The organism is Dactylosporangium sp. CA-092794 (assembly GCF_050948465.1).
Classification (GTDB): Bacteria; Actinomycetota; Actinomycetes; order Mycobacteriales; family Micromonosporaceae; genus Dactylosporangium.
Genome location: NZ_CP192044.1, coordinates 12,703,442 through 12,729,100 on the forward strand (window position 1 = coordinate 12,703,442; position 25,659 = coordinate 12,729,100).

The 25,659-nt window shown below is 69.8% G+C and carries 24 protein-coding genes; 7 read left to right on the plus strand and 17 right to left on the minus strand.

All coding sequences use genetic code 11. The features are described 5' to 3' along the window. Nucleotides 1-287: 287 nt before the first annotated feature. The 3 genes from ACQPXD_RS55095 to ACQPXD_RS55105 are packed head-to-tail and all read right to left on the minus strand — an operon-like array spanning nucleotide 288 to nucleotide 5,524. Nucleotides 288-1,526, minus strand: coding sequence for a DUF2637 domain-containing protein (locus tag ACQPXD_RS55095; RefSeq protein ID WP_432833040.1), 1,239 nt, complete (start codon nucleotides 1,524-1,526; stop codon nucleotides 288-290). After that, nucleotides 1,523-5,023, minus strand: a complete 3,501-nt coding sequence (locus tag ACQPXD_RS55100) for a BTAD domain-containing putative transcriptional regulator (protein WP_432844320.1) — start codon at nucleotides 5,021-5,023, stop codon at nucleotides 1,523-1,525. The genes ACQPXD_RS55095 and ACQPXD_RS55100 overlap by 4 nt, the downstream gene beginning before the upstream one ends. A 24-nt stretch (nucleotides 5,024-5,047) precedes the next feature. Continuing rightward, nucleotides 5,048-5,524, minus strand: a complete 477-nt coding sequence (locus tag ACQPXD_RS55105) for a hypothetical protein (protein ID WP_432833042.1) — start codon at nucleotides 5,522-5,524, stop codon at nucleotides 5,048-5,050. Nucleotides 5,525-5,703: 179 nt separating this feature from the next. Between ACQPXD_RS55105 and ACQPXD_RS55110 the strand changes: the two genes are divergently transcribed. The 4 genes from ACQPXD_RS55110 (at nucleotide 5,704) to ACQPXD_RS55125 (ending at nucleotide 9,708) form a co-directional block, all read left to right on the plus strand. After that, complete coding sequence (locus tag ACQPXD_RS55110) at nucleotides 5,704-6,789, plus strand: tyrosine-type recombinase/integrase (RefSeq protein ID WP_432833044.1); 1,086 nt, start codon at nucleotides 5,704-5,706, stop codon at nucleotides 6,787-6,789. A 4-nt stretch (nucleotides 6,790-6,793) separates the two neighbouring features. Further along, the gene (locus ACQPXD_RS55115; protein WP_432833045.1) at nucleotides 6,794-7,138 is read left to right on the plus strand and encodes a helix-turn-helix domain-containing protein; all 345 of its coding nucleotides are present in this window, start codon (nucleotides 6,794-6,796) and stop codon (nucleotides 7,136-7,138) included. 71 nt (nucleotides 7,139-7,209) lie between these two features. Next, a complete protein-coding gene (locus tag ACQPXD_RS55120; protein ID WP_432833046.1) occupies nucleotides 7,210-8,871 on the plus strand; it encodes a hypothetical protein in 1,662 nt (553 codons plus the stop codon). A gap of 189 nt (nucleotides 8,872-9,060) precedes the next feature. Continuing rightward, on the plus strand, nucleotides 9,061-9,708 hold the full coding sequence (locus ACQPXD_RS55125; protein WP_432833048.1) for a hypothetical protein: 648 nt from the start codon (nucleotides 9,061-9,063) through the stop codon (nucleotides 9,706-9,708). 76 nt (nucleotides 9,709-9,784) lie between these two features. Here ACQPXD_RS55125 and ACQPXD_RS55130 read toward each other — a convergent pair whose 3' ends face one another. From ACQPXD_RS55130 to ACQPXD_RS55175, 10 genes are all read right to left on the minus strand, one after another. Further along, complete coding sequence (locus ACQPXD_RS55130) at nucleotides 9,785-10,297, minus strand: TadE/TadG family type IV pilus assembly protein (RefSeq protein ID WP_432833050.1); 513 nt, start codon at nucleotides 10,295-10,297, stop codon at nucleotides 9,785-9,787. Further along, nucleotides 10,294-10,623 carry a TadE family protein gene (locus tag ACQPXD_RS55135; RefSeq protein ID WP_432833052.1) on the minus strand — a complete coding sequence of 110 codons (330 nt, stop codon included), beginning with the start codon at nucleotides 10,621-10,623 and terminating at the stop codon, nucleotides 10,294-10,296. Before ACQPXD_RS55135 ends, ACQPXD_RS55130 begins: the two co-directional genes overlap by 4 nt. 107 nt (nucleotides 10,624-10,730) lie before the next feature. Then, nucleotides 10,731-10,940 carry a hypothetical protein gene (locus tag ACQPXD_RS55140; RefSeq protein WP_432833054.1) on the minus strand — a complete coding sequence of 70 codons (210 nt, stop codon included), beginning with the start codon at nucleotides 10,938-10,940 and terminating at the stop codon, nucleotides 10,731-10,733. Between the two features lie 314 nt (nucleotides 10,941-11,254). Continuing rightward, complete coding sequence (locus tag ACQPXD_RS55145) at nucleotides 11,255-12,121, minus strand: type II secretion system F family protein (RefSeq protein WP_432833056.1); 867 nt, start codon at nucleotides 12,119-12,121, stop codon at nucleotides 11,255-11,257. After that, nucleotides 12,118-12,972, minus strand: coding sequence for a type II secretion system F family protein (locus tag ACQPXD_RS55150; RefSeq protein WP_432833058.1), 855 nt, complete (start codon nucleotides 12,970-12,972; stop codon nucleotides 12,118-12,120). Before ACQPXD_RS55150 ends, ACQPXD_RS55145 begins: the two co-directional genes overlap by 4 nt. Nucleotides 12,973-12,979: 7 nt before the next feature. After that, nucleotides 12,980-14,284: a CpaF family protein gene (locus tag ACQPXD_RS55155; protein ID WP_432833060.1), complete on the minus strand. Its 1,305-nt coding sequence runs from the start codon at nucleotides 14,282-14,284 to the stop codon at nucleotides 12,980-12,982. Beyond that, nucleotides 14,281-15,060 (minus strand): hypothetical protein, encoded by a 780-nt coding sequence (locus ACQPXD_RS55160; protein WP_432833062.1) that lies wholly within the window; start codon nucleotides 15,058-15,060, stop codon nucleotides 14,281-14,283. Before ACQPXD_RS55160 ends, ACQPXD_RS55155 begins: the two co-directional genes overlap by 4 nt. A gap of 7 nt (nucleotides 15,061-15,067) precedes the next feature. Further along, nucleotides 15,068-15,676, minus strand: coding sequence for an SAF domain-containing protein (locus ACQPXD_RS55165; RefSeq protein WP_432833064.1), 609 nt, complete (start codon nucleotides 15,674-15,676; stop codon nucleotides 15,068-15,070). A gap of 86 nt (nucleotides 15,677-15,762) precedes the next feature. Further along, a complete protein-coding gene (locus tag ACQPXD_RS55170) occupies nucleotides 15,763-16,674 on the minus strand; it encodes a hypothetical protein (protein WP_432833066.1) in 912 nt (303 codons plus the stop codon). After that, nucleotides 16,668-17,246 carry a hypothetical protein gene (locus ACQPXD_RS55175; RefSeq protein WP_432833067.1) on the minus strand — a complete coding sequence of 193 codons (579 nt, stop codon included), beginning with the start codon at nucleotides 17,244-17,246 and terminating at the stop codon, nucleotides 16,668-16,670. Before ACQPXD_RS55175 ends, ACQPXD_RS55170 begins: the two co-directional genes overlap by 7 nt. A 228-nt stretch (nucleotides 17,247-17,474) precedes the next feature. Here ACQPXD_RS55175 and ACQPXD_RS55180 point away from each other — a divergent pair, with 228 nt between their 5' ends. Further along, nucleotides 17,475-17,828: a hypothetical protein gene (locus ACQPXD_RS55180; protein WP_432833069.1), complete on the plus strand. Its 354-nt coding sequence runs from the start codon at nucleotides 17,475-17,477 to the stop codon at nucleotides 17,826-17,828. 137 nt (nucleotides 17,829-17,965) lie between these two features. After that, nucleotides 17,966-18,292 (plus strand): winged helix-turn-helix transcriptional regulator, encoded by a 327-nt coding sequence (locus tag ACQPXD_RS55185; RefSeq protein WP_432833071.1) that lies wholly within the window; start codon nucleotides 17,966-17,968, stop codon nucleotides 18,290-18,292. Between the two features lie 281 nt (nucleotides 18,293-18,573). Here ACQPXD_RS55185 and ACQPXD_RS55190 read toward each other — a convergent pair whose 3' ends face one another. Beyond that, nucleotides 18,574-18,933 (minus strand): hypothetical protein, encoded by a 360-nt coding sequence (locus ACQPXD_RS55190; RefSeq protein WP_432833073.1) that lies wholly within the window; start codon nucleotides 18,931-18,933, stop codon nucleotides 18,574-18,576. A 664-nt stretch (nucleotides 18,934-19,597) separates the two neighbouring features. Here ACQPXD_RS55190 and ACQPXD_RS55195 point away from each other — a divergent pair. After that, nucleotides 19,598-20,041 carry a prepilin peptidase gene (locus ACQPXD_RS55195; protein WP_432844322.1) on the plus strand — a complete coding sequence of 148 codons (444 nt, stop codon included), beginning with the start codon at nucleotides 19,598-19,600 and terminating at the stop codon, nucleotides 20,039-20,041. Nucleotides 20,042-21,134: 1,093 nt separating this feature from the next. Here the strand turns inward: ACQPXD_RS55195 and ACQPXD_RS55200 are convergent. Genes ACQPXD_RS55200 through ACQPXD_RS55210 form a run of 3 tightly spaced genes read right to left on the minus strand, consistent with a single transcriptional unit; the run spans nucleotide 21,135 to nucleotide 25,566 of the window. Then, nucleotides 21,135-22,028, minus strand: a complete 894-nt coding sequence (locus ACQPXD_RS55200) for a phospholipase D family protein (RefSeq protein WP_432833075.1) — start codon at nucleotides 22,026-22,028, stop codon at nucleotides 21,135-21,137. Continuing rightward, nucleotides 22,025-24,010, minus strand: coding sequence for an ATP-binding protein (locus ACQPXD_RS55205; protein WP_432833077.1), 1,986 nt, complete (start codon nucleotides 24,008-24,010; stop codon nucleotides 22,025-22,027). The genes ACQPXD_RS55200 and ACQPXD_RS55205 overlap by 4 nt, the downstream gene beginning before the upstream one ends. Further along, the gene (locus ACQPXD_RS55210) at nucleotides 24,004-25,566 is read right to left on the minus strand and encodes a DEAD/DEAH box helicase (protein WP_432833079.1); all 1,563 of its coding nucleotides are present in this window, start codon (nucleotides 25,564-25,566) and stop codon (nucleotides 24,004-24,006) included. Before ACQPXD_RS55210 ends, ACQPXD_RS55205 begins: the two co-directional genes overlap by 7 nt. Nucleotides 25,567-25,659: the final 93 nt, after the last annotated feature.

A 25,659-nucleotide genomic window follows, 5' to 3' on the forward strand; every position in this document is an offset into this window, starting at 1 on the left:
ACTGTGCAACCCACGCCTGCCAGCCCTGCGTCATGAGAGATCTCGGTCCGACAGGTACTGCGCTTTTCTGGATCGGCCACCGTTGTCCTCTGCGCCATCGTCGCGTGGGGACTCAGGCTCGGAGTGGGGCAGTCCAGACTGCCCACACGGAGCCTAGCAGCAGACCTCCTTCATCGCGTATGGCCAGTTCCCACCGCGGCATGGCCTGCCTGCTCGCACCACCAGACGCGATCACCCTCCCGAGGGCGACGTAGGCATGCGGATTGGGCGCAGACCAAGCGTCTGGTTCAGGACGCGCGCAGTTGCTCGGCGAGGTCGCTCGCCTCGTGGCCGTTGGTCGCCCGTGATGGGGGCCAGTACCGGCGAACGGTGCGCTCGGACCGGCCGATCTTGGCCGCGATGTCGGCGGGGTGCAGCGACGGGTCGCGGTGGTGCCAGTAGGCGACCGCCGCCGGCGTGTCGGACGGCACGACGGCCTCGGCGTCGTGCCCGTTCCGGCCGCTGCGGCCGTCGTCGTCGACGTCCAGGTTGGGCTCGCCGTCGCCCGATCCGTCCGGCGACGGTGCCGGGTTCGGCGGCTGGTCGCTGTTCGGGCCGGGCAGGGCAGTCGGGCGCTGCGCGATGTCGTCGGCGCTGGCCGGTCGGCGATCGACTCCCGGCGGTTCAGCGTCGGCGGCCTTCAGGTCATCGGTGGTCGGCGCCGTCGCGCTGCCAGCGCCCGGTTCGGGCGGCGTCGCGGTCCTGTCGGGCAGCGCGTGGTCGGGCCGGCCTGTCTGATGGTGGTCGTCGACGCCCCCTGCTGCTGGCTGCGCCGGTTGGTCCCGCATCATGCCCGGTGCGGCGTGGGCCGCCGTGATGGCGTGGCCGAGGCCGGAGTCAGCGGTCGAGTCGTCGATGACGGCGACGGCGACGGTGGCGGCGGCGGGCTGCGGCGCTGCGGGCACTGCGGGCACTGATGGGCTGGCCGTGGCGGCCTCCGGGGGTGAGGCCGCCACGGGGTCGGTGGCCGGCAGGTCGGGAGGTGGGGAGGGCGCCGGCATGGTGGCGGGGGACGGCTGCATAGTGGCGGTGCGGATGCGTCCGGCGATTTCGACCAGGCTGATGCTGGCCACGACGACGAGGCCGTCGACGGACAGGGGTAGCAGGTGGGAGGCGCCGGCGTCGGTCTCGCCGTAGCGGGCGGCGACGCCGGCCATGTGCCAGTAGGAGACCCAGGCGGCGATGCCGGCGATGACGGCGGCGGCCAGCAACCGCAGGTTGGCCAGCCAGCGCCGGTCCGCGGGAACCCGGGAGATGAGTTCGACGGTCAGCAGCAGCGCCAGCGGCGGCCAGGCGGCGATGATCTGGCTGACCAGGTTGGGCCGCGCGTGCAGCACGTTCGCGGCGATCGACGCAGTGACACCGAGGGTGAGCACTGCCCGCACCGCCCACCGCAGACGGCGCAGGTACGTCGCGTCGGTGTCGGCGCCGCCGGCCGCCGCGACGTTCCGGCTGAGGTCGGGGGCCGGGGGCGTTGTCGCGGTCATGCGGCGGCTCCGTCGCCGGGCCGGGGTGCCGGCCGCAGCTCGGGGCGCCGGCCGGCGCGTTGCGCCTGGGCGACCAGCTCGTCGGCCAGGGCGATGGTTTCGTCGCTGGGTTCGGCGTCGATGTCGCCGAGCGCGCGGGTCAGCGTCCGGCGCAACGTTCGGATCGCGTCGAGGTGCCCGAGGGTGGCTCGGGCCCGCATGGCCTGCTGGTACAGCTGTTCGGTGTACGGGTTGTGGCGGATCGCCGCCTCCACCACGGCGATCTGCTCGGCCGGTTTGTCGGCGAGGGCCTCGGCTAGTGCGAGGAATGCATCGAGGGCCTGCACGCGGACGGCTTCGCGGTAAGGCTCGATCCACTCGTAGTCGGCGCCGTCGGCCAGCGGCCCGCCGTAGGTGTCCACGGCCCGGCGCAGCGCCGCGAGCCGGTCCTGCGGGTCGGTGGCCTGGTCGGCGTCGCGGATCGCGGCGCGCATCCGCCACAGGTCCACATCGACGGCGTCGGTGTTGAGCACGTACCGCTGGCCGGGATGGGTGATGTAGGTGCCGCGGCCGCCGGTGTGGCGCATGACCGTGCGCAGGTTGGACACGTACGTGTACAGCCGGCCGGGTGCCTTCTTGGACGGGGCGTCGGGCATCACGTCGTCGAGGATCGCCTCGGCGGACGCGTCGCCGTCGTGGACGGCCAGATACACCAGCACCTCGGCGGACTTCTTCCGCAGCGTCGGCCCAGGCGGCACATCGACGATCCCCGCCGAACCGAGCACCGTCACCTCGACCCGGCCCGGACCCGCATCGGCGTCGTCGCCGGCGTCCGGTTCCTCCGCCGCATCGTCGTCGGCCGCGTCGCCGTCCTCGTCCTCCGCGTCGTTGCCGGCATCTGCGGCCGGGCGTGTGGTCGGCTGCGCCTCGACGGCCGCGTCGGCCTCTACGCTGCCGGGGTGGCCGGCTTCGACGGCTTGAGCCGGGACAACCGGTTCAGCGGCAGCATCGGTCGCCGCGTCCGGGAGGGCGCTGCCGTCGATGCGTGCGTCGTTGCTCCCGGAGACGGTGGCCTGCTCGCCGGGCGGATCTTCGAGGTTCGCGTCCGGTGCAGCTGCGGGATCGGTCGGCTCCGGGGCGCTTGTCGCGTGCGCGGGGGTGCCGTGGTGCGGCGCGGCTGTCGAGGCGGGGGTGGACTGCTGCGCGGCCGGCTCGACGGGTGCGGGCGCCTGCGGCGCTCCGGTGTGCGACTCGGCGAGGGTGGCCAGCAGGTCGCTGGTCTCGGTCGGGGTGAGGATGGCCAGTCGGCCGATGTCGGCGGGGTGGTGGCCGTGCCGGGCGCCTTCCCCGTCGGCCGGGCTGGTGGTGCCGTCCGCGGCGACGACCACGGTGTTGCCGTCGGGCCAAGCGCCGAGCAGCACGCCGTGGATGTCCAGGCGCTGACCCTGGGCCAGTAGCGCGGCGATGCGGGTGCGCTGGTGGCGGGTGGTCGCGTCGGCCAGCAGCAGGATCGGTGGCAGCGGTTCTTCGGTCGGGTCGGCGGCACGCAGTTCGGCGACGGTGTCGACCTCGTGGGCGTAGACGATGCGGCTGCGGTGCAGGGTCTGCGCCTCGAGCAGATCGAGGGCCTCGTCGAGTCCGCCGGTGACGGTCAGCCGTGGCGTGTACGGCAGGGCGACCGCGTCGGCGCCGAGCAGGGTCGCGGCGGTCGCCGAGGGCATCACTACCCAGCTGCGCTCGTCCGGCTCGTCCAGTCCGCCGGCCGCGAGCCCGGCGGCCAGGAACCCGCGGGCGGCGGCCTCGGCGCCGGGACCGGTGAGCCCGAGACCGGCGGGCGGCCACACCGCGACCAGGGGATGCGCCAGCGACGGCACCACCGGGCGCACCGCGGCCGGTGCCTGCTCGCCGGTCGCGTCCGAGCCGGTCGGCAACGTCAGGAACTCGTCGTCCTCGTCCTCGTTGTTGTCCTCCACGGCGTCTTCGTCGACGTCCTCGCCGTCCGGTTCGAGTGCCATGTCGGCGTCCGCGTCGGTGTCGTCGCGGGCGAGCAGGTGCGCATGCTCGAGGGTCTCGTCCTCGTCTGTAAGCAGGTCGAGTGGGGCGGCGTCGGCGGGGTCGCGCTGCCTCGCGGCGGCGTCGTGTTCGGCACGGCGCAGCCGGCGGCGGATCTGCTGGACCACCGGCGGCATCGGCGCCACGTCGGGGTCGTCCAGCCGCAGGTCCGGGGAGGGTGGGCGGAGCGTGTAGCGGCGTCGCCGGTGGGCCCAGACGAGGGCGACGGCGGCGATGATCGCGGTGGCGAGGCCCATGTCCAGCCAGCTGCCGCCGGGCAGCTCGACCCCGTGGGGTCGGCTCGGTGTCGCCGGGCTGCGGGTGGGTGCCGGGTCGCTGCTGGCCGACGGTGACGGGGAGGTGGCCGTCGACGCGGAGCCCGTGCCGGCCGGTGGCGGGCCGACGACACCGTCCGGGTCGGTGGTCGCCGACGCGGTGGCGCTGGGCGCAGCTGGGGATGCGGTGGCGCTGGGCGTGGCGGATGCGGCCGAGGTTGCGGATGAGGGTGTGGCGGTGGCCGATGGTGTGGGGTTTGTGGACGGTGCGGGAGCTGTGGATTGTCCGGGGCTGGGCTGGGTCTGGGTACCTGGCTGTTGCTGCGGTGGGTTGCCGGGTCGGGCGCCGGGTGGCGGGGTGGCGTCGTCGGGCAGGGTGAGCACCCAGGTTGGTTCGATGTGGTCGCCGTGGTGCATGCGGCCGTGCTGGTCGTAGCGGTCGGCGTTGAGGTGGTAGATCTCGGGCCAGCGGTGCGGGTCGCCCAGCCACGCCCCGGCGAGGTCCCACAGGGTGTCGCCGCGGTGGACGGTGACGGTGTAGTGCTGGCCGCCGGCCGCGACGGTCAGCGGGCCGGTCTGCGCGGCCAGGGCGAACCGCGGCAGCCCGGTCATGGCAGCGCCGTTTGTGGTGGTTGTCGGGCGGGACGGCAGGTTCGTCGCGGTGATCGGCTGGGCGGGTTGGTGCCCGGTTGTGACGGTCAGCCAGGGCAGGCTGGTCTGGGTGAGCGAGCCGCCGGCTGGCGTTGGTGCCGTCGTGGTTGCTGCGGCGGTGACCGGCGGCGGTGCGACGGTTGTGACGACGGCGGGTGGGAGGACCAGCGCGGCGGACGCGGCGGCCGGGCCGGCGGACATGCCGGCGACCAGCAGCGCCGCGAGGGCCTGCAGCGGGGAGATGCCTTTGACCTGCCGGGCGGGCCGGCCGCGGCGGGCGGCGGCGATCTCCCCGGCGAGGCTGTAGCAGAACGCGGCCCAGACCAGCCACAGCGCCACGGCGAGCAGGTTGATCACTGCGGTGTCGGGGAACCCGCCGGTGAGTACGTGTGCCCAGCCGGCCCATTTGGTGGGGACATGGCGTGGTAGGGGCCAGCCGACGAAGAAGGCCAGCGCGGTGGGAAGCCCGGCGAGCAGGGCGAGCGTGGTCAGCAGACTGGCCGCCCGGACGATCAGGCGGCCGAGCCGGTGCATCAGCATCACAACGCGCTCCAGCAAGAGGGGTCAGGCCGGTGGGCCGGTGGTCGGGGTGGCCGATGCCGTCGAGGTGACCGTGATGTCGGTGATGCCGAACGGCTTGAGCATCGGTGTGGCCTGGTGACTGGTGGCGGTCACCGTGATCCGCGCGCCGGTCACCTGCACCGTGCCGGTGGCGTCGGCAGCGGCGAGGAACTGTTTGGCGGCCTGCGCGGCGCGGGCCGGGTCCAGCCGCAGCACCCCCGAGGCGCGGTAGGCCGCCGTGTCGATCTGCTGCGCGCCGGCGCGGGCGGCGGACTGGGCCAGGTCGTAGCCGTGCGCCCGGGCGGCGAACAGGGCCCCGCCGCCGAGCAGCGCGGCGGCGGAGACGATGACGATCATGCCGGTGACCAGGAGCGTCACCGCGACGGCGCCCTGGTCGTCGCCCAGCAGCCGGGTCAGCGCCGTCCTAGCCGCAGGGCGCGCTGTTGCCGGCGGGGTGGCGGTGATGGCAGGTGTCGGCATGGCTTCAGACTGTCAGCCAACTCTTGAGTTCTTTCCGGCTTCCGCCGCGTCCCTGAACTGCTGACCTGGTCGTCATGGGTTTCCTCGATCGCGTATCGATGTTGACGTTTGGTCGGGATTCCTGAAGGATCGCTTCGATCTTTGAGGTATTCGGTCCTTCGGCGAACTGAGGTGCGAGCGTGGGGCTGGCTGTGGTTCGGTCGATTCGATCGCCTCGGCAGCTGAGCAGTCAGCAGGAGATCGAGGACTTCGAGCAGGAGTTGGTCGACCAGTACGCCCTCGCTATGGCGGCGGCGGGGATCACCGATCATCACATCTCCCATCAACGGAGCACGCTGTTCGACTTCATCCGGCACCTCGGTCGTCCGGTGTGGACGGCGGAGTCGGCCGACGCGGACCGGTACCTGGCGTGGCTGCGTGCCGAGCAGCGGCAGGCGCAGAGCACCTTGTTCAGCAAGGCGAGTTTTCTGCGGCAGTTCTTCGAGTTCCTGGTCCTGCGGTACCAGGGCGACATTCACGCGTTGACCGGGTACCTGGTCAGCCAGCCGATCGACGAGTTCAACCGGCCGAGCAAGCCGTACCACGACGTACCGCGGGTGCCGCCGGCCGAGGCGGAGGTCGAGCAGTTGTTCACCGGCTGGCGGGAGTCCTTGCCGCACGCGCGGAAGTTCCTGCCGGCGGCCCGGGACTATCTGGCGGCCTCGCTGTGGCGGCGGGCCGGGTTGCGTATCACCGAGACCGCAATGCTCGACATCCGTGACTGGCGGCCGGACGTCGGCGAGTTGGGCAAGCTGCACGTGCGGTTCGGTAAGGGCAGCGGCGGCCGAGGGCCGAAGACGCGGCTGGTCCCGGCGATCAACGCGGTCGACGATCTGCTCACCTGGTGGCTGACCGATGTCCGGCACCAGTTCGGCGGCGACTGGGCCGACCCCGACGCGCCTCTGCTGCCCAGCGAACGCCGCGACCGGCACAGCGGGCGGTGCATGCGGGCAGGAGCCAACGCGCTGCGCACCGGCCTGGCCGACGCCGTCGCGCGGTGGCTGCCCTCCTGGCAGGGCCGGTTGACGCCGCACGGCTTGCGGCACTTCTGCGCGTCGTCGCTGTACGCGCGGGGCGTGGACCTCAAGGCCGTGCAGGAGTTGCTCGGCCACTCCTGGCTGTCCACTACCACCCGGTATATCCATGTTCATGACGAACACATCGAGCAGGCGTGGGCGCAGGCCAATCACCGAGTCGCCGCCCGCCTGACCGGGCTCGGAGGGTGAACCGATGCGCTGGAACCTGCGGTTGAAGGCCGCCGAGCGCGGCATCTGGAAGTCCACCGAGATGCGCCGACGCCTCGCCGAGTACGGGCTCGAGATCAGCGCGGGCAAGATGTCGGCGTTGTGGACCACGACACCGACCACGATCCGGCTGGACGACCTGGACGTGATCTGCACAGTCCTCGACTGCACCCCGGCCGAGTTGCTGATCCGCGAGCCCGAGCAGGTCGAGGCCCGCCGCACGCATAACCGCGCCGCCCGCACGGCCGGCGACCCGACGCTTCCCGGGAGCCCGTCGTCGCCTGCGGTGACGCCCCGGTTGGGCCGCAACCGTTCCTTGCCGCCGGCATGACCCCCAAGAAGCCGGGCGCTATCGCGCACCGGCGCCGCAAATGCCGTGTCTGCCGGAGCGCTCCGGCGGCGATGGCCGGCGTCGAGTTCTGCTTCGGCTGCTGGCCCGGCGGGCCGGTCATCCCGCCGCCGTGTCTGCGCTGTGGCTCTCGGACCGGCTACTACACCAGCGGGTTGTGCAACCGCTGCCACAAGGACGGCGACCCGGGCGTCGACTCCTGCCGGGAATGCCAGGCGTGGGGAGCGACCCGGCACCACAACTGGCGGTGCCGCGCCTGCGTGACCTGGTGCCACAACTACCCGACGGTCAAGCCGTGCACCGTGTGCGGGCAACCGCGGCACGTCGGCTTCTGGGGCCGCGAGGTCTGCCGGCTGTGCTACAAGCAGGCCAGCATGCTGCGCCACCCCGACGAGAAACTCGACCTGACCGGCGCCAACCACCACGGGCAGCAACTGTTCATCGCCGACACCTTCCAGGACAGCCGCGCCAACCTTCGGCCGCCCGACACCGGGGCGATCGCCGAGCCGCTGTCGGAGTTCGCGGTCACCGGCGACCACGAGCAACTCGTGCTCTTCGGGATGCGCCGCGACCTCGCCGCGCACGGCCGCACCGGGTTGCACCTGCGCGCCGACCCCGCCCGCGCTGCCGCCCTGGACCAGCTCGCCCACGACATGGCCGCCGAGCTGGGCTGGACCGCCCGACTGCTGGAGGGCACCTGCTACGGCCTGCGGATCGTCCTGGGCATCCAGGACCGGCCGAACGCGCCGATCAACGCCAGCGACGTGACCTTGCTGCGCGATATCGACCTGCCCATCTGGCCGGTGATGAAGGTCCTCGCCGTGGCCGGTGACCTGGTCGAGGACCGCACCCCGGCCCTGGACCGCTGGTTCACCCAGCAGATCGACGGCCTCCCGGACACGATGGTCACCGAGCTGACCGTCTGGTACGAGGTCATGAAGCACGGCAGCCCCACCCCGCCGCGCCGCCGACCCCGCGCCGAGATCACCATCAGGCTGCACCTGCAGTGGGCGTTGCCGCTGCTGCGGGTCTGGGCCGCCGCCGGTCACGGCTCGCTGCGGGAGATCACGCGCGAGCAGGTCCTCGACGCCCTGCCACCCTCGGGCAACGCACGCTCCACCGCAGGGCAGGGCCTCAAGTCCATCTGCCGGCTGCTCAAGGGCCGCAAGGTGCTGTTCACCGACCCCACCGCCCGCGTCAAAGTCGGCTACCACGAGGCCAAGCAACCGCTGCCGGTCAACGTCGAACTGCTGCAGGCCGCGCTGATGTCCGACAACCCAGCTCAGGCCGTACTGGTCGCCCTGACCGCGTTCCACGGGCTGCGCGCCGGTCAGCTGCAACGCCTGCAGCTGACCGACGTCCGTGACGGCCGGCTGCACCTCGACGGACGCGTCATCGTCCTGGCCGACCCGGTACGCGACCGTCTCAGTGCCTACCTCAACGCCCGGAACCAGCGTTGGCCCGACACCGCCAACACGCATCTGTTCGTCACCGAACACACCGGCCGCCGCACCGAGGAATGCAGCAAACGCTGGATCTGGCTCACCATCGGCCCAGGATTGTCCGCAGCCGCGATCCGCGAGGACCGCATCCTCGACGAGGCCCACGCCACCGGCGGCGACGTCCGCCGCTTGGCCGACCTGTTCGGCCTGAGCATCCAAGCCGGCACCCGCTACACCGCCACACTCGATCATCCCGACCTCACCCCGTCTTGACCCAGGGCCGAACCACATTCAATCGACCACCCCGCTAACGCACGCGCTACCAGGACGAACTCGACACGCCCGCTCCCGCGCAGGCGAAGGTCCGTCCCGAACTCTCGCCAAGCCATTGGCGTACCTCCACGCTGCAGCGTGACGACCCCTCTTACCGTGGAGGCAGGAGGCCAGCGACGGAGGTAGATCGTGACGCCATTCGACACACCAGACCCACCCGATGAGGCTGATGACTCAACCTGGGACGACCATGAACCTTTTGCTGACAACGACGGTGATGATGAGTCCCTGACGCTAGGACCGGACGATGACGACCAGTCGATGGAAGCCAGCGAACCGCTGGAGTACGGAATGCTCGTCAACGCGGCGTTGGGATCCATGCATGACGACGAGCGGGATTCGCTGAAGAGGAAGATCGCCAGCTTCGTTGCGCTCCACCCCGACCACACCGAGCAGCTCGACACCCGGAACTGGGATCGTCTCGACGACGATGTGAAGGCCGCTGCCAGCGCGATCTGGAACGAGGCCGCCGCAATAGTCGGAAAGGCTGTCACCGAACAACACCTGGACGAGTATCGAGAAGATCTAGTCGTCTGGCGGCGCGACCCCTTCCGTGAAACGGCTTCCGAGGAAGATGTCCGTATCCGGTACCCGTTCCTCGCGTGGGCGTGGGATGCCATGAAGGAGTTGGCCAGACACTTCTTGGAGGAAGCGGTGCAAGCCACCGTGATCGAGATGCTCTTCCCGGGCGCCCACCTCATTATCCCGCCAATGAACCTTGTAGCCGCTCTGTTCACTGCCGGCGATCTCGCGGACGTCGCGCAGGGCATCGCCTGAACACAGCAAGGGCTCGGCTGGCTCCGGCCGCGCACGATGGTGTCGGTTCTCGAACCGAATGTGCCCGCTACGCCCATCAAGCACCACCCATACGCGGGTTCGCTGCGGACGGCGCTTCAGTAATCCCGAACCCGAGAGCTCTCGCCCGGTACAGGTCGAGAGGGCTGGTCGAGGACGCCGACACCGTCATCGAACCGGGCAGCCCGACGCCGAGCAGCCCTTCGGTGGTGACGGTGCAGCCGACGTGCACGGTGACCGCGCCGCCGCGGTGGAACTCGCTGGTGTCGACCGACACCGTGACGGTGGCGCACTGCCCGGCCAGGTTGGCGGTGGCGCTGTCGCGGGCGGCAGCGTCGGCTGCCCCAGCGCTGCGGGTCAGCGATGCGGCGCGGGAGGCGGCGGCTGCGGCGGCGTTGACGTCGATGTTGGCCTGCCCGAGGTGGTAGGCGCCGACGATCAGGAAGACGAACAGCACGGCGAGGGGCATGCCGATGGCCAGCTCGACCGCGACGGAGCCGCGGTCGTCGCGCAGCCGGCGGCGCACCGGCCGGACCGGCGAGAGGCTGGCGTGGACGGGTTGTCGGGTCATCTGGTGTACCGCTCGGTGGGGGCGTGGACGGTGACGGTGATCGGCAGTGGCAGGCCGTGCGCGGTGCCGCGGATCGTCACCGTGGTGGTGGCCTGGCCGCGGGTGACGCTCACCGTGGGGTTGTCGACGAACGACCCGCCGAGCTGGTCGAACAGCGCGGCGGCGTCGTCCTGGCCGGCGGCGACGGTGCCGCCGACCACGCGGCTGGTCTGTACCGCATGGTCGGCGGCGGCGTGCGCGGCGAGGTAGCCCATGCCCCAGGCGAACATCTGCAGCAGGATCAGCACGATCCCGAGCAGGATCGGCGCACCGATCGCGAACTCCACCGCGACCGACCCGCGGTCGTCGCGTCGGAGGCGACGCCACCACGTCACACGCGAGGAACGGGTCGGCGTGTGGCGAGCCCGACGAGTTGGGGGCATGGTCGGGTGCACTACTTGAACACCCAGTTCTTGATGATGCCGTCGACACCGGACTTGTACGCGCCGTACAGCAGGATGATGACGGCCGCGCCGAGACCGATACCGATGGCGTACTCCACGGCGTGGCTGCCGCGGTCGGGGTTGCGGCGCAGCTCGTCGATGCGGTCGCGCAGGACGCCAGTGACGAATGCGAGCAGCGCCAGTGCGGGGTTTCGTGGCATCGAAGGGTTTCCTTCCGGGCTTGTTGGTGTGTCTGCTCTTCCGCTGCGCCGGTAGTGCCGCAGTGGTGGTCGTGTCGGGTCGAGACATCGCTGGTGAGGAGGTGCGCGGGAAGGTGAGGCGTTCAGACGCACGCTGCGAACTCCTTCGCGAAGGTCGGGCGAACATGAGGGCCGGTCCGGGAAGCCGTCAGCCGCCTGGGCGTCTCGGATTGCCGGGGCGACGGGGCCGGCCACAGTGAGCAGCGCCACCGCCGCGGCGAGGACCAAGGCCGCGCGTGTAAGGCGGACATTGCGGACCTCCTTCGGTTCACGGTTCAGCCCTTGATCGCGACGATCGCGGGGTAGATGAGGAACAACAGGAAGATCGAGGTCAGGGCCATCAGGGGGATACTCATCCGTTCGGTAGCCGATTCGGCGTTGGCTTCCATCTCCGCGGTGAGCCGTTCGGAGACTGCTTCGCCGCGCTGGAGGAGCGCCTCACGGATGCGGGTGCCCTCCCCGGCCGCCAGTTGCAGCGTGCCGGCCAGTTGCTCGAGCTGGACGACTCCCGTGCGTTCGCCGAGTTCGCGCAGCGGCTGCCACAGCGGTACCCGGGTCAGCCGGGCGGTGCTCAGCGCGTCGCGGATGCGTCGCGCGGCCCAGCCCTCGGCGATCGACGAAGCGTCGGTGAGCGCCTGTTCGATGCCGGCGCCGGCGGCCAGCGCCGGCGGGACGACATCGAGCAGGGCGGCGAGGGTGTGCCGCATCAGCAGCCGCCGCTGTTCGGCCTCCTCGTGAATGGACAACTCGCCGACGATCAACGCGCCGGCCCCGAGAGCGAGGCCGAGCCACAGCGGTACGGTGAGGCTGATGCCGGCACCCATGACGTTGAGCAGCGCCACGGTGGCCGGTGGGGCGAGCAGGCCGAGCGCGGCCAGACCGAACTGTCCGGCCAGGTGCCGGTGCGGGTCGCGTTCCAGGATGGCGAGGTCTTTACGGACTCGTTCGCGGGGCAGGCCGAGCTGTTGCAGCGGCGCGGCGAGGGCCTGCAGCAGCCGCTGCTGGCCGGTCAGGGCGGGCGGCGGTGGCCGGCGCAGCGTGTCGATCGCGGCGGCGAGGGACGGCCGGGCCGGAACGAGGCCCCACAGCAGCATCGCCATGCCGAGGCCGACGCCTGCGCCGGTGAGGATCAGGGTGGTCACGAGGTCACCTCGTCGGCGGTGCGGGTCAGGATGCGGGGCAGGTCGGGGATGCGGCCGGTGCGGACCATCCACATCAGGGCGCCGCCGAACATGGTGCCGAGCACGGCGAGGATCAGTTGGCCGAGCGGGCTGCCGTACGGGGCGAGGAAGTTGCGGGCGAACATGGCCAGCAGCACCACGGAGGCGAGCACGACGCAGATGACGATCCGGGTGGAGGTGCGGGTCCGGGACCGGCCGGTGGCCACCCGAAGCCGCGAGGATGCTTGCCGGCGGGCGGCGCGGCCGACTCCGGACAGGCCGGTGGCAATGTCGCGGGCCTGGTGCTGCGCCGCCTGCAGCAGCACGTTGACCACCATGTCCGCGGTCGGGTCGGCCAGGTCGGCGGCGAACGCTCGCAGCGCGTCGGGGAGCCGGATCGCGGCGCGCAACGCCTCGGCGAGCCGGTTGAGTTCGGGCCGGATCTCGGCCGGGGCGACCGCCGCGGTCTGCAGGATGGTCTGCTCGATTCCGGCCGCGGCGCGCAGCGTCCCGGACAGATCTTCGGCCCACGCCGCGATCGCCTCAACGCGCTCCAGCGTGCGTCGCTGTGCCCGGTCGGGTCCGAGGACGGCGGGTAGCGCCCAGGCGGCGACGGCGGCGAGGGCCGCCGCTACCGGCCAGCGGGTCACCGCGCCGACCAGCGCGGCGGCGGCGAGAACCCCGGCGATCCGCAGCGCCGACACCCCGGCGCGGGCCCGGCGGCGTTCGGCTCGCGCCGGCCGATCAGGGCGGACCGGTGCGCGCAGGCCACCGGCGAGCAGCAGGACCGCGATGCCGACACCGGCACCGAACAGGGCAAACAGAGCGCGCATCGATCGATCACCATCCCCGGATAAGGTTCGGGTTGAACCCGGCCGCGGTGAGCTCGTCGAGAGTGTCGGTCCGCAGCGGCGCGGCGGGCACGGCCCGCCGGTCCGGGCCGGGCCGGAACACCTCGTTGGAGATAACCTCCGCGCCTTCAGCGTGCAGGACCTCCCGGATGCTGGACACGACCCGCACGCCGTCGGTCGACCAGGCCAGATGCACGACGAAGTGCACGGCCCCACCGACCAGCGGCGCGGTGGACTCGAACGGCAGTCGTTCGGCGGACTGCGCGGCGTAGGTCATCAGCCGGGTGAACGCCTGCTTCGACGACGAGGTGTGGATCGTCGCCAAGCTGCCGTCGTTGCCCTGGCTCATGCAGTTGAGCAGCGGCACGACCTCGCCGCCGCGCGCCTCACCGAGGATGACCCGGTCCGGGGACATCCGCAGCGCCCAACGGACCAGCTCGGCCAGGTCGATGCCGCCCTCGCCCTCGACGTTGGGTTCGCGAGCCTGCAAGGCGACGCAGTCGGGATGGTCGGGGTCCTCGTCCAGGGCGAGCTCGTCGGTGTCCTCGATGGTGATCAGCCGCTCGTCGGGTGGGATCGCCTTGGCCATCGCCCGCAGGAACGTCGTCTTGCCCGTGTCGGTACCGCCGCAAATGATGACGTTGCGGCGGGCCAGGACCATCGCGGTGAGCAGGGCCAGCAGCCCATGGTCCATCGCGCCGTACTTCAGCGCCATCTCGTCCAGGCTGGCGTGCAGCAGCGTGTGCCGGCGGATCGACACCGACGGTTCCCGCGACAGCATCGTGGCGAACAGCCGGGAGCCGTCAGGAAGCCGCACGGACACCCGCGGCACGCCGCGGTCGAAGCGGCGTTCGTCAGCGCCGGCGCGGGCGGCAATGTCCCGGATCAGGTCGATCAGCTCGTCCGCCGTGGCGGTGACCGCCGGCATCCGGGTCTTCGTGCCGTCAGCGCGTTTGACCCAGACAGTGCCGCCGTTGATGAAGATGTTCGTGATCGAAGGGTCGTCGAGCAGCGGTTGCAGGGCGCCCATGCCGGTCAGCGCGTCCCGGACGGCCTTGGCCACGACCGCCTCCACCGGCGGATCCAGTGGCATGGCTCCGGCGGCCAGGCGGTCGCGGGCGTGGGCATCGAGGGCCCCGGCGACGAGCTGCTCGACCCGCTGGTCGCGTTCCCGGCCGGTCAGCCGGGCACCCGAGGCCGCCAGCTGCGCGGCGACCTGCCGGCGCAGCTCGTCGATCAGGGGCTGCTGCACGGACGGCTGCCAGTCGGTGGCCGAGGATCGTGGGCTGCTCATCGGTGACGTCCCTCCACGACGGGTCGGACTGCCAGCTGCCGGGCCGGGTCGAACTCCGGCAGGATCGACGCGGGTTGCGCCGTGGTAAGCGTGGTGGCCATGCCGCGGACGGCGCGGGCCAGCTTCAGCCGCCGCCAGTTCGGCACCCGCAGCTGACCGGTCAGCGCGCCGGCGCCGAGCCGGCTGTGCGGCAGGTCCCACAGCACCGGCACACCCAGGTCGCGGGCGAGCTCGGTCGAGCTGTAGCCGCCGTCGCCGGCGCGGACCAGCCACAACCGGCCGGACAGCTCCGGCCGCAGCCACTCCAGCCGGGCCTGCACCTGGGTCGCATCGGCCAGTTGTGCGCCGGCGACGACCAGCACGTGGTCGGCGACGGCGGCCAGCGCCAGGCCGGGGCCACCGCGGGACAGCCGGCCCAGGTCCACCACCACTGGCTGGTCGTCGCCGGCCCGCCGCAGTGTCTCGCCGCCGCTGTAGGTGAGGGTCTGCACCGCGGCTGCGGCGCCGTCGCCCGGCGGAGCCAGGACCACGTTGGCGCCGACCGCGAGGCGCTGCACGTGCTCCGCCAGGGGCACCTGCGTCAAACCCGTGCGGGCGGCAGCGGCGAGGCTGGCTAGGCCCGGATCGGGGTGGTGACCGAACCGGGCGGCCAGGTCCCCGCCGTCGGGATCACACTCGACCAGGACTGCGCCCAGCTCCGGCCACAATGCCGCCAGGCCCAGCGCGAGCGTCGTGACGCCGGGGGCGCCTTTCACGGAGGCGACCGCGATCAGCATCGGCCGGTCACCGCCCCGCGCCGAGCTGCACCAGCGACGGCTCACCCGCGGTCGAGGCGATTCTGGTGGCCGCCGAGCCGCTGAGGAGCAGCGACACCACCAGGGTGCCGGACTGGTCGGTGGCCTGCTCCACCGAGACCACCGTCGCGTCGGCCTGCACCACCGACGACGGGCCGCTCGACGGGGCGGTGCCCGGCGCGTTGCTGGTCGGCACGATCAGCACCGTGACGTGGCTGCCGGCCGCCAGCCCGGCCGGGGCGTGGCCGGGCTTGACCCCGACGGCGATCACCGCCTGCCCGGCCGGCGGCCAGGCCACGTCGCCGAGCAGGGCAGGCTGCAGCAGGCTCCCGGCCGCGACCGGCATCGCGGCGGTGCGCCCGACCACCGTGGCCCGCTGCGCCTCCGGCACGGTCGTCACGCCGGCCTCGGCGGCGACCCGCACCACCGTCAGATCGGCGTCGCTGATCGTCTGCCCGGCGGCGATGTCATGCGCGGCGGCCAGCACCGGCACCCGGGTATCGACCCGGTTGGCCACCACAGCACCGGCCAGGGCGAACCCGAGGACCAGCACCGCGCCGAGCAGCACGCGGGGCACGCTGACCCGCCGACGGATCACCGGCCCGGCAGCCGTAGAGGCGGATTGAGGCAAGGCTGGGGTACCGCTCGGACGCTTCGCGTCGAGCGTTGCTGTGGAAGGCATGGCTATCCCTGTGTTGTGGTATTCAGCGCCTGGGAGTCGGTGACGTTCAGCGGCAGCGTCGAGGTGGTCGTCAAGTCCGAGACCGTGCCGGTCTGACCGCCGCCCGCCCAGCTGATCTGCCAGGTGACCGTCGCGGTCACGGTGAACGAACCCGGCCGTTGGTAGGTGTGACCGCAGTCCGGCGACGCGGTATTCGGGTCCTTACCGGTGCTCCACGGAGTACCGGGACCGGGGCAGGAAACGCTGGAGCCGTCACCGGTAGCGAACACCAGCTTCGCCGGCCTCGCCGTCGCGGTCACCGACAGGCCCGGCACCGACGCGGTCGCCGACCGCGATCCCCACGACGAACCGTCCAGCCACATCCACGTCGGCAGGAACACCAGCTGCGCGGCCGGAGGCGCCGGGTTCACCCGGATCGCCGGCAACGGCAGGTGCAACTGCTTGACCGCGTCCGCGGCCAGATCAGCCGGATTGGGCAGCACATTCCCACCGAAGATCCGGAACTTCGTCAACACCGGTGACGGCGGATACCCGCACGTCCCGACATACCAGCGGCCAGGCGGCGTCGGTGTGCCGCCCAACGCCTCGGCCGCCGCCAAGTCGTTGCCGGTAGCAGGCTTGTAATAACAGCCGTCGTCGGCGAACTGGCCGTAGTCCGGCAAGTAGCACGGCACGACCTCGTTGGTGATCGGGTAATGGCAGACCTGAGACCCGCCGCCGCTCCCGCCGTTTCCGCCGCCGCCTCCATCGCCCGGGCCACCGGGCTGGCCGGCGTGCACGTCGCAACGAGGATCGGTCGGGTTCTGCGCGCAGTTGACGGGATCCGTGCCACCAGCAACGGCGGGTGCGGCAGATGCGAAGACCAACAGCGCCGCCGTAACGACCACCGTCGAGAGACGTCGTGAGGTCAGCAACTTCCCACCTCCCGGACGCCGAAGTCGCTCACCTTCCAAGTCCCGTCGCTCTGGCGGTCGACCGCCGCCGTCGTGCGGTGCCGGCCACCCGGCTTGTCGTTGTACGGCGAACCCGGCCCTGCGCGGACGATGTGCGAGTCGGCGTCGTTGAGACAGTCGGTGATCTCGACGTTGGTCGGTGCGCTTGCCGGGGAAAATCCGGTGATCTTGGGTGTGACCTCGATGGACCCGGTGCCCTTGAGCCCCTGGTCCTTGACCGACTGCAGGCCCTTGGTCAGGGTCGTTAGCGCCTTGCCGGTTGCGTGTTTGGCCAGGTCCGGAAAGGCGGGGTCCGGAATGGACAATGCGTCCTGGTACGCCTTCCACATGTCGCGGTAGGCATCCAGAGCACTCTGTCCGGTGGTCGCCGCGTCCTCGGACTTGGCCGGGGAGGGCGCTGACAGCGAGGGCGGAGCACTCGATCTGGTCGGTTCGCTGGACGGCTGGTGGGTACATCCGGCGGAGGCGAGCGCGACCAATAGAATCCCCGCCGACACCAGTCGGCCCCGCCGATGGAGCATGAGCACGTGCACCCCCCGCGAGCTTGGATGAACAACGTCTACGAACGCTTGTACACCCTTCACCCCCGGTATTCGCAACATGCAGTAGGTCGCGGAAAGTACAACGCGGTAAGTACCTAGGGTGACCGTGGAAGCTCCACGAAACCGGACGAGACAGGCAGGAGGTGTCGTGTTCGCGACAGCTAGGTGGGGCATCGAAGGTCTTAGACTTTTCGTACTTCCCCTCGAGGAGGCCGCTGCATGAGCGGAGCCGAAGAGCGCGACGTGTCCCGGCTAGCCCGCGAACTGGCCGATACTGCGGGTGCTGTTCCCGTGCTAGTCGGCCTCCTCCAGTGTGGAGGTTCGGCCAGCCGGGAAACGCTCTTGGCGGCGGGCAACTACCCGCACGTCGATGACGCGATCCGCTGGCTCACCGCAGTCGATCTCGTACGCCGGACCGGCGGGTCCGGCACCTTCGACCTCGACCAACACGGGATCTCCTACGAGCTCACTGCCATCGGCGCATCACTGACTCGTTCCCTGATCGACCTGTCGAAGGCGTTCACGGAGCCGGCCACCGGGGATCGTAGAAAAGCAAGCATTGCGGAGGATTAGTCCGCAAACTCCGGCATGGGCCGATTCGGCCTCCTCATCGATCGCTGTGCAGCTAAACGGGCATGAGAGCGTGACTCACGTCCGTCTACACTCGCCAAGGGAGGCGCGAGGCTTGATCGATGCCTAACGGGGGATGCATGGAGGATCTCGACGCAATCTACGACGTCTTACGACTTTTTGATCACCGCTGGACTCTGGAAATCCTTGCTTCGCTGCTCGACGGGCCGAAGCGCTTCAACGCCATCCAGCGCGACGTTGGCAACATCAATTCCAAAACCCACCGCGACGCACTCCAACGTCTCGTCGACCGTGGGCTGGTACGCCACCCCACCGACGGAGACGGCGTGCACTACATGCTGACGCCGCTCGGCGAACGGGCGCTGCCTGCACTGCGCGCCTTCGTCAACGAGCTGTCGCAATGGGACGTTGCGCGCGACGGCGGTGATCGTTCGAGCCGCACCTGACCTGGCGTCGCCCGATCGAAGGCGACTGCACCATGGCGGCGCGCGAACGGTGGTCGTATCGTCCAGACTCAACCCGAGGTGTGCTGTTCCCCCGTGCGGCACACCTCGGGGCATCCTCTAACCGACGGGCTTGCCACCTCCCGAAGAAGCCCCTTCCCTAGCCCCGGCTGGAGACGCCGGCGCCCGCTGGCCGTGAGCCCTTCACAGGCTATTGGCCCGAACAAGCGCGGGCGCCCGAGCCGCTGCGAGCGGGTTGGGCGCCCTGGGTGCCTCCGATCGATCTAGCGTTGGGCTGGCCGGAGCCCGAGCAAGCCGGAAGCTCGAGTCAAGATGGCCTGTTCATCGTCGAGATGGGCGTGCAGCACTGCGCTGAGGATGACGAGCTGTACGGGAGGCGGGACCGCAGCGGTGAAGCGCACCGTCCACAGGGTCTCGCCGTCAGCGTCACAGCGAGCCAGCCGCGCCTCCTGGCCGGTACGGTCGATGGTGGCCAGTATCGCGCCGCCGTGTGGGTGGGCGTGCGGGGTGATGCCGTCGACGGTGTCGCCGGCGACGTAATCGAACTCCGTCAGCTCACGCGCCAGCGCGCCGAAAGGGTCGTCCTCAGCCATCCTGACGTCGTCGGGCGGTTCGGTGTCCATCACCAGGTTCCCTCCGGTCGCGCCGATGCACCGGATGCATCGGTCGACGACGAATGGAATCCGCACTGCGCTCGTCGAAGCAAGTGCTCGGCTGCGAGACGCCGCGACGGGGTTGCCGGCTGGCACAAAGGTGTGTGAACGCTTGGAACGGAACGGCCGATCGACGGTCAGACCGGGCATGCCCCAGGCGGTGGGTTCTCAGCCGTCGTGACCGCCGTGTGGCGGACGTCGCGTTCGTGATCCAGGAGGAGAAATGCAAAACGGCTCCTCGCGGAGGCGTTGATCTACGGTCCTTCGAGATGGCGCGGCGTACGGCGTTCTACTTGCGGACCGTGCTCGAGCGCCGAAGGTCGATACCATCGCAACGGTGCATATGCTGCCGATCGCCGGCGTAGCCGCGCTGAGCGCCGTAGTCGCGGCGCTGTGGCCCCGGACCGCCTGTCGGATGGCCGTGATGATCGACGAACCTCTCCGAATCGCCTGTCCGCGATGCCGCCGGCCGTTCCCCGACGGATGGCGCGGCTGGATCCGGCTGGGTGCGCCCTGCCCGGTCTGTCCGGCGGGAGCGAGGTCTTGGCTCGCGGTCGGCGGGTGTGCCGCCGGGACGGCCGTCCTGGCATGGAGGATGCCCGCGGCAGGGGCGCCACAGATCGTCTTGCTGGTGATGTGGCTGATCGTCGTCCAGGTGAGCACGTTGCTGTCCTTGATCGACGTCGCGGTGAACCGGCTGCCCGCCGCGTTGGTGATGGCCACTGGGTCGATGGTGGGCGTCGGCATCGGCGCGGCGGCGTTGCTGGCCCGTCAGCCGCAGTGGGTCCTCGCGGCGCTGCTCGGCGCTGCTGGACTCGGCGGTGTGTATCTACTGCTGGCCGTGCTCGTGCCTAGTCAGATGGGCATGGGCGACGTACGCCTGGCTGCCGTCCTCGGAGCCGCGCTCGGCATCGGCGGATGGGAAACGCTGCTCCTCGGCGCCGTCCTGCCGTACCTGATAGGTCTTCCATTCGCCCTGGCGCAGCTTCGGCACAGCTCCCCATTGCGGCGTGGACAAGTACCGTTCGGCCCGTTGCTTGCTGCCGGAGCCATCATCGCGACCGCTCTGACCAGCTGATCGTTGCGCCGCTGCGGAAGAGACCTTCGGACTGTCTCCCATCACTGCGGAGCGCGGCTGGGAGCTACCAACGGTGGACCGGTCACAGGAGCGTCCGCGGGCTAGGAACGTCGCGTTGGGCTGGCGGCACCGGCCCACTGTCCCGAGCGGTCCAAGGCACGATGACACTGTAAGAGCCGATACCGTGCAGGACGACCCTGGCGCAGCTATGCCACGTCGGCGTGCCCCCCGCAGCACAGTGGCAACAGTTCGAAGTCACCGTGGCCACCTTGACCTTCGAGCAGACGTTCGGCGGATTAGCGTTTCAGCAGGGAGTTGCCGCCGTGCTGACCGAGCCAGCGCGCCATCGTGTGGGAGAGAATGCAGTGGGCGGCCGAGCCACCGTCGACGTCGCGAGCGCTCGCGCCGGCCGAGCTCGCGTTGGACCTTGCTCGACGGATGTCTCCACAGCCCGAACAACCTGCATGTGTCGGGCGGTGCGGTCGTTCGGCGGTGGTTGATCAGACCTTTGGCGTCGTCGTGTCCTGTTCGGTTTCCGCTACGCTGAGAGACGCCACTCGGCTTCGTTCCACGACAGCGTCAGTCGGCTGTAATGCGACGCGTGGGACCGTGACCGGCGTGGACGCGGAGCAGGATTGAGGGGTGGCGTGACTAGCAGGCGTTTCGAGGAGAAGCGTGCAGTGAATCTTGAGCGCCTCCGTCGAAATTACTTGCCCGATTCGGTAGCTCGTCTGCTGGCAGTCGTCCAAGAGCCAAGGTGCGATGGCGAGCCGTCGTCGGCCGAGTTCGATGCTTGTCTCGTTGCCGAACTTGCCCGCTTGCGTACGCGCCTGGACGAGATGCCGGGTCCTACCTCGAATGGCTTGGGCAAGGGCGGCGGAGTTGTGGAGGCGGAGGCCAGTAAGGTTGCGCGAACGCTGCTGGCCGCCGCGGAGGCGGCCGGGATGCCCATGGCGGCTGAGTTGCTGCGGTCAGCTCTTGGCCGGTGCGCGGTCATCCCGCAGCAGTCATCGCAGCCGTCATCAGCGACCGAGTTTCCTCAGCCTGTACGTGTTATCGACCCGGATACGGGCCGGCCGATCGGTCTATGGCGCTAGCGGATCAGTCGCGTGCCACCGGTAATCCGCTGGAAGCCCGGGATGAAGCGCTCGATCCATGCCGCCAGGGTCTCCCACAGCACGCCCGGGTCATCGATGGCGATGCCCCTCGCCGTGCACAGGTCGGTCAGGCGCTGTACCGCTTTGATGGTGGTCAGGTTGCTGCATTCCTGAGCGATTCGGCCGGTGAAGCCCTGCCGCAGGATTGCACCGACGTAGGCGTTGAATGCCGGTTCGCTGTCGATACCGCTCGGAACTCCAAGCGCTTGCAGCTCGGGCTGCACGAAGTCCGTGAGGTCCTTTTCGCGTTGCCCGGAGTAGACGAGCCAGAGCACCTCCGGCATCCGATAGGAGGGCAGCCAATCGGTTCGATCCACCGGTTCGGCAGCGGCCCGCAGTGGTGCTGGAGGAAGCGCCGCGGCGGCGGCCAGAACTGCGTCGCGGTCGGCTTCGGTGGCGGTCGACGATGTCGCCCGCAGCACGGATATCAGCGCTGCCACGGCGGGGTCGCTCGGGGAGGTTGCGACGAGGATTTCGACGGCACCGGGGCGGCCCCATCCGAGGCCGTTCCCGGTGACGTTGGCAGAGCCCACGAGGGCGGATGAGCCGGTCAGGTAGGCCTTGGCGTGAACGATCGGATGCAGCGACACCGTTCCACCGCGGGCGTCCACCAGATCGAAGACGTGCGGGTCACTGACTCCGGCGGCGACCTCGTCCGGGCGCCACCGGGTATAGACCTCAAGTGCGGCTTCCTGCGGCAGTGCCGTGAGGATGGGCCTGATGCCGGCTGCGGTGATGAACGGCGCGACGATCGTCAGCTCGGTAGCGGCGGAGACCAGTTCGAGGACCCGGAGTCCACAGTGCTGAGGATCGGCCTCTGGTGGCGTCATGCACCACCCTCGCTGTCGTCTTCGGCGCTGTCGCCGAAGAGTTCGGAAGCCTTGAAGGCGGAGTCTTGCACCGTCTCGGCGAGGCGCTGACCCCACTGGTCGCGGATCTGCTTCCAGGTGCCCGCAAGCGGGTGGCCCTGGTACTCGTTCTCACAGCGGGCATAGGCCAGCAGGAGCCAGGTGATGGCGTCAGCACTCTTGGTGAGCAGCCGCTTGGCTTCCTCCTCGCTCATCGCCGCAATGTCCTCGCCGGAAGCCCGGAGCGGATCGATGATCGCCTGGTAGGCAGGGTGCGCGTTGTTCAGGCAGAGCAGCTCCAGGTTCATGGCCTCGTCGGGCCGGAAGAACGCGGGCACGTGTTTCTCGGGTTGCGTCACGATCTGGACGGTCACACCACGTTTGTAGTTCTCGATGATGATTCTGCGGGTCTGGTCGGAGACGTCATCTGCCTTGAGCTTGTTCTCGATGGCATCGGCAGCCTTCTCGGGGTCTGGATCATCCGCGAACTTCTTCTCCCCAGGCGTAGGGACGACCGTGGAGCGGGTCTTCTTGATGTTGGAGGCGACGCCGGCGATATTCGGCGGTGTTGAGCGGCTTCGCGATGCCGCGTCGCGGCCTTCCCGGCCTTCCTGTCGCATGGCGCGCACGAGCAGCAGCAGCTGGTGTGCCATCCCATACAACTCGGCGATCGGGTGCTCTTCGTCGAAGAGCGCTTCCTTCAATGCCTCTTGCTTCGGTAGATCGTAGGTACGCGCGAGTTGCAGCGCCTGAGTGAGGTTGGGGACGTCCTGCTTGTTGTTCGTTACCCCGAAGATCTCGTCGAGATCGGGGCTGAAGGAAAGCTCGACTCCCCACCACCGGTCGGTGGCTTCCTCATTCAGGGTCTGTTCCAGGACTAGTTCGCGGCCGGCGCGCACCACCGAGATCCCGGCGTTGTCGCGGGCGTGGCGGCCCTGGTGAGTGTCTTTACCTGGATTCCTGCCCGGTCGGGCTTCGGGCCGAGCCAGGGACAGGCGCGCGTACACCGTGGAGTCGCCCTTGCCGTCCGGCCGCGCGATCTTGAACTCTCGAGAGTTGTGGTGTTCGGTGAAGGGCGCGATGCCGGTGACCGGAACGTACTTCTCCTTCTCACCTTCCGGCGCGGCCTGCTCCCAGAACTCGAGTGTGCTTTGATCTGCCGGCAGCAGGTACAGCGGGTCGTTGGGGCGTACGTCGTGGAACTCAATGAGCCCGCCGATCATGTCGGCGTCGACGATGGCGATCTTGATCTGCCGGCGCTCAGTGTCGGCGGTCAGGAAGTTGCGGTAGACCCGTCCGAGCAGGTACTCCGCGTGTTTGAGAATGGTGCCGGCCGTGGTCCACCGGACTCGGTCGAGCGCCGACCAGCGGATTGCCGTGCCGCCGTAAAGCGGCTGTCCCATCGAGGTGTCCGCGGTGGCATGCTGCTTGAAGACGTCGAGGACCCAGTCGGGCATGGTCTCGTAGCCGGACTCGCCGGGACGGGTAGGCCACGGGACGGTCAGCGTGGATCCCTTGCCGGAGCGGGAGAGTTTCTGCAGGTCGAGGAAGGTGTGGGAGGCGTTCTCGGGCTGTGACTTCTGCCAGGTCCAGACGTCGGTCCGCTCGCATTGCGAGACGCTAGCCTGCGGCAGGCCCATGCCGAAGCGGCCAATACCCGACCGGTCGTCATACTTCCCGGAGCCGCCGAACGACAGGGCGAGGTTCACTGCCTGATCCGTCATGCCGGTGCCGTCGTCGATGACCCAGATCTCGTCGGCGCGTTTGGTGGCCCGCAGCTTGCCCTGCACCGGGCGCTGCACGATCACCAGGAGGACGGTGCGGGCTTGACCCCACTGAAAGGAGTTGTCGATGAGCTCCGCCAGGGCGTAATCGGTGCCCTTGTAGCCGGTGTCCCGGATGGACTTGACGGTCTGCTCACCGGAGAGGAGCGGAGCTTCCTGATGAGTTTCGGGTGTTACCACAAGTCCTCCCAGTGGGTGAAGGCGGCGGCGATGGAACCAAATGCGGGGACTGTGGGGTCGACGACCGTGACGACAACGGCGTTCCTGTTGCCGCCGGCCTTAGGGCCGCGGATGCCCCGGCCTACCATCTGGCTGTACAGCACAAGGGAGCGCGTCGGGCGTGCGATCACGACGGCACTGGTCTGCGGGGCGTCGAAGCCTGTGGTCAGCACGCCGTAGTTAACCAGCACGCGGGGAATAGGTGCCGGACTCTTAAACATCCGGATCGCGGTATCACGAAGTTCGGGAGCCGTCATGCCGTCCACCGCGTCGGCGAGAACACCGACCGATCGCAACGTCGCCGCCAGGGCGTGCGCCAGCTCCACAGAGGCAGCGAACACGATGATTCGGCGGTGCGACTCGCTGACCAGCTGCAGGGTGGCGCCGAGAACTTCCTGCAGGTAGTCGTCCTCATTGACGCCGATGTCATCCGGTTCATCCTCACCGCTGTCCGGACCGTCGTCTGCCGGAAGTTCTCCGAGGAGCCGGAACTCGGGCTCGGCAAGGTAGCCCTCACGGATCAGGTAGGCGACCGGGTTGTCCGCGCCTTCGGCGGCGGTATCGAGCTCCACCTTCGTGTGCTCGAAAAACTCCGCGAGGTCTTCGTCCGAGCGTCCTCCCAGGAACGTCCGTCCCGGGGTCGCACTGAGCCCGATAATGGGAGTGACCGGCTGTCCGGCTGCCGAAAGTTGCTCGACCACGTGCCGGTAAGTCCGGGCAACCGCTTGATGCGCTTCATCGAACACGATTAGCCCGACACGCCGGCCGAGACCAGGGATGAACCCAGGCTCACCGCGGCGCGCGTAGACGGTCTGCAGACTCGCCACGATGAGACCGTCGCTGAGGTCGGTGAAGTCGGCGTCCTGACCGCCCCAGGCCGAGACGATAGACACGGGCCGGTCACCCAGCAGCGACCACGCCTTGTGGAACTCGCGGGCTGCTTGATCCAGCAACTCCCGGGTGGAGGCAAACCAGAGCACGGCGCGGCCCTCGTTCTCGCGCAGATAGTCACAGACCATGCTCATCGTGGTACGGGTCTTGCCGGACCCTGTCGGCATGTGCAGCAACAGTCGGGTACGGCCCAGCCGCAGAAGCTCGCGCGCCCGAACTACAGCGCGGCGTTGATGCGGAAACAGCCCGTACGCCGGCGTCGCGCCAGCCGGCGCCTGCACCGTGGCATCGCCGCGAACTTCGGGAAGGCCGAGAAACACCGCTACAGCAGCTGCGTTCGCCGCGATCGCCTTGCTGTCGAGCCGATCGGCGGCCACCGATAAACGGGCGGCTAGATCCCGGCGCTGTTCGGCCGGAAGTTCACCCGGAAGCACGCCAGCCTCGGCAAGGCGTCGCACTGCGCTGATCGGATCACCGAGACAAGCCGCCGCCACCACCGCCTCGATAGGCGCCCGCCGGACGAGCCCGCTGTCGACGAGACGGCTGACCGCGCGTAGCACGCGATCGTCGATGAAATTCGTGGTCCGGGCAGAAGCACCCAGCAGATCAAAGATCGTGTACGTCATCGCCGCGATCCGGCCGCAGCCAGTAGGGGGACGCCGACACGCGAGCGGCGACAGAGATTAGAAGCCGTCAGGTGCCGGGCACCTGTCATCGAC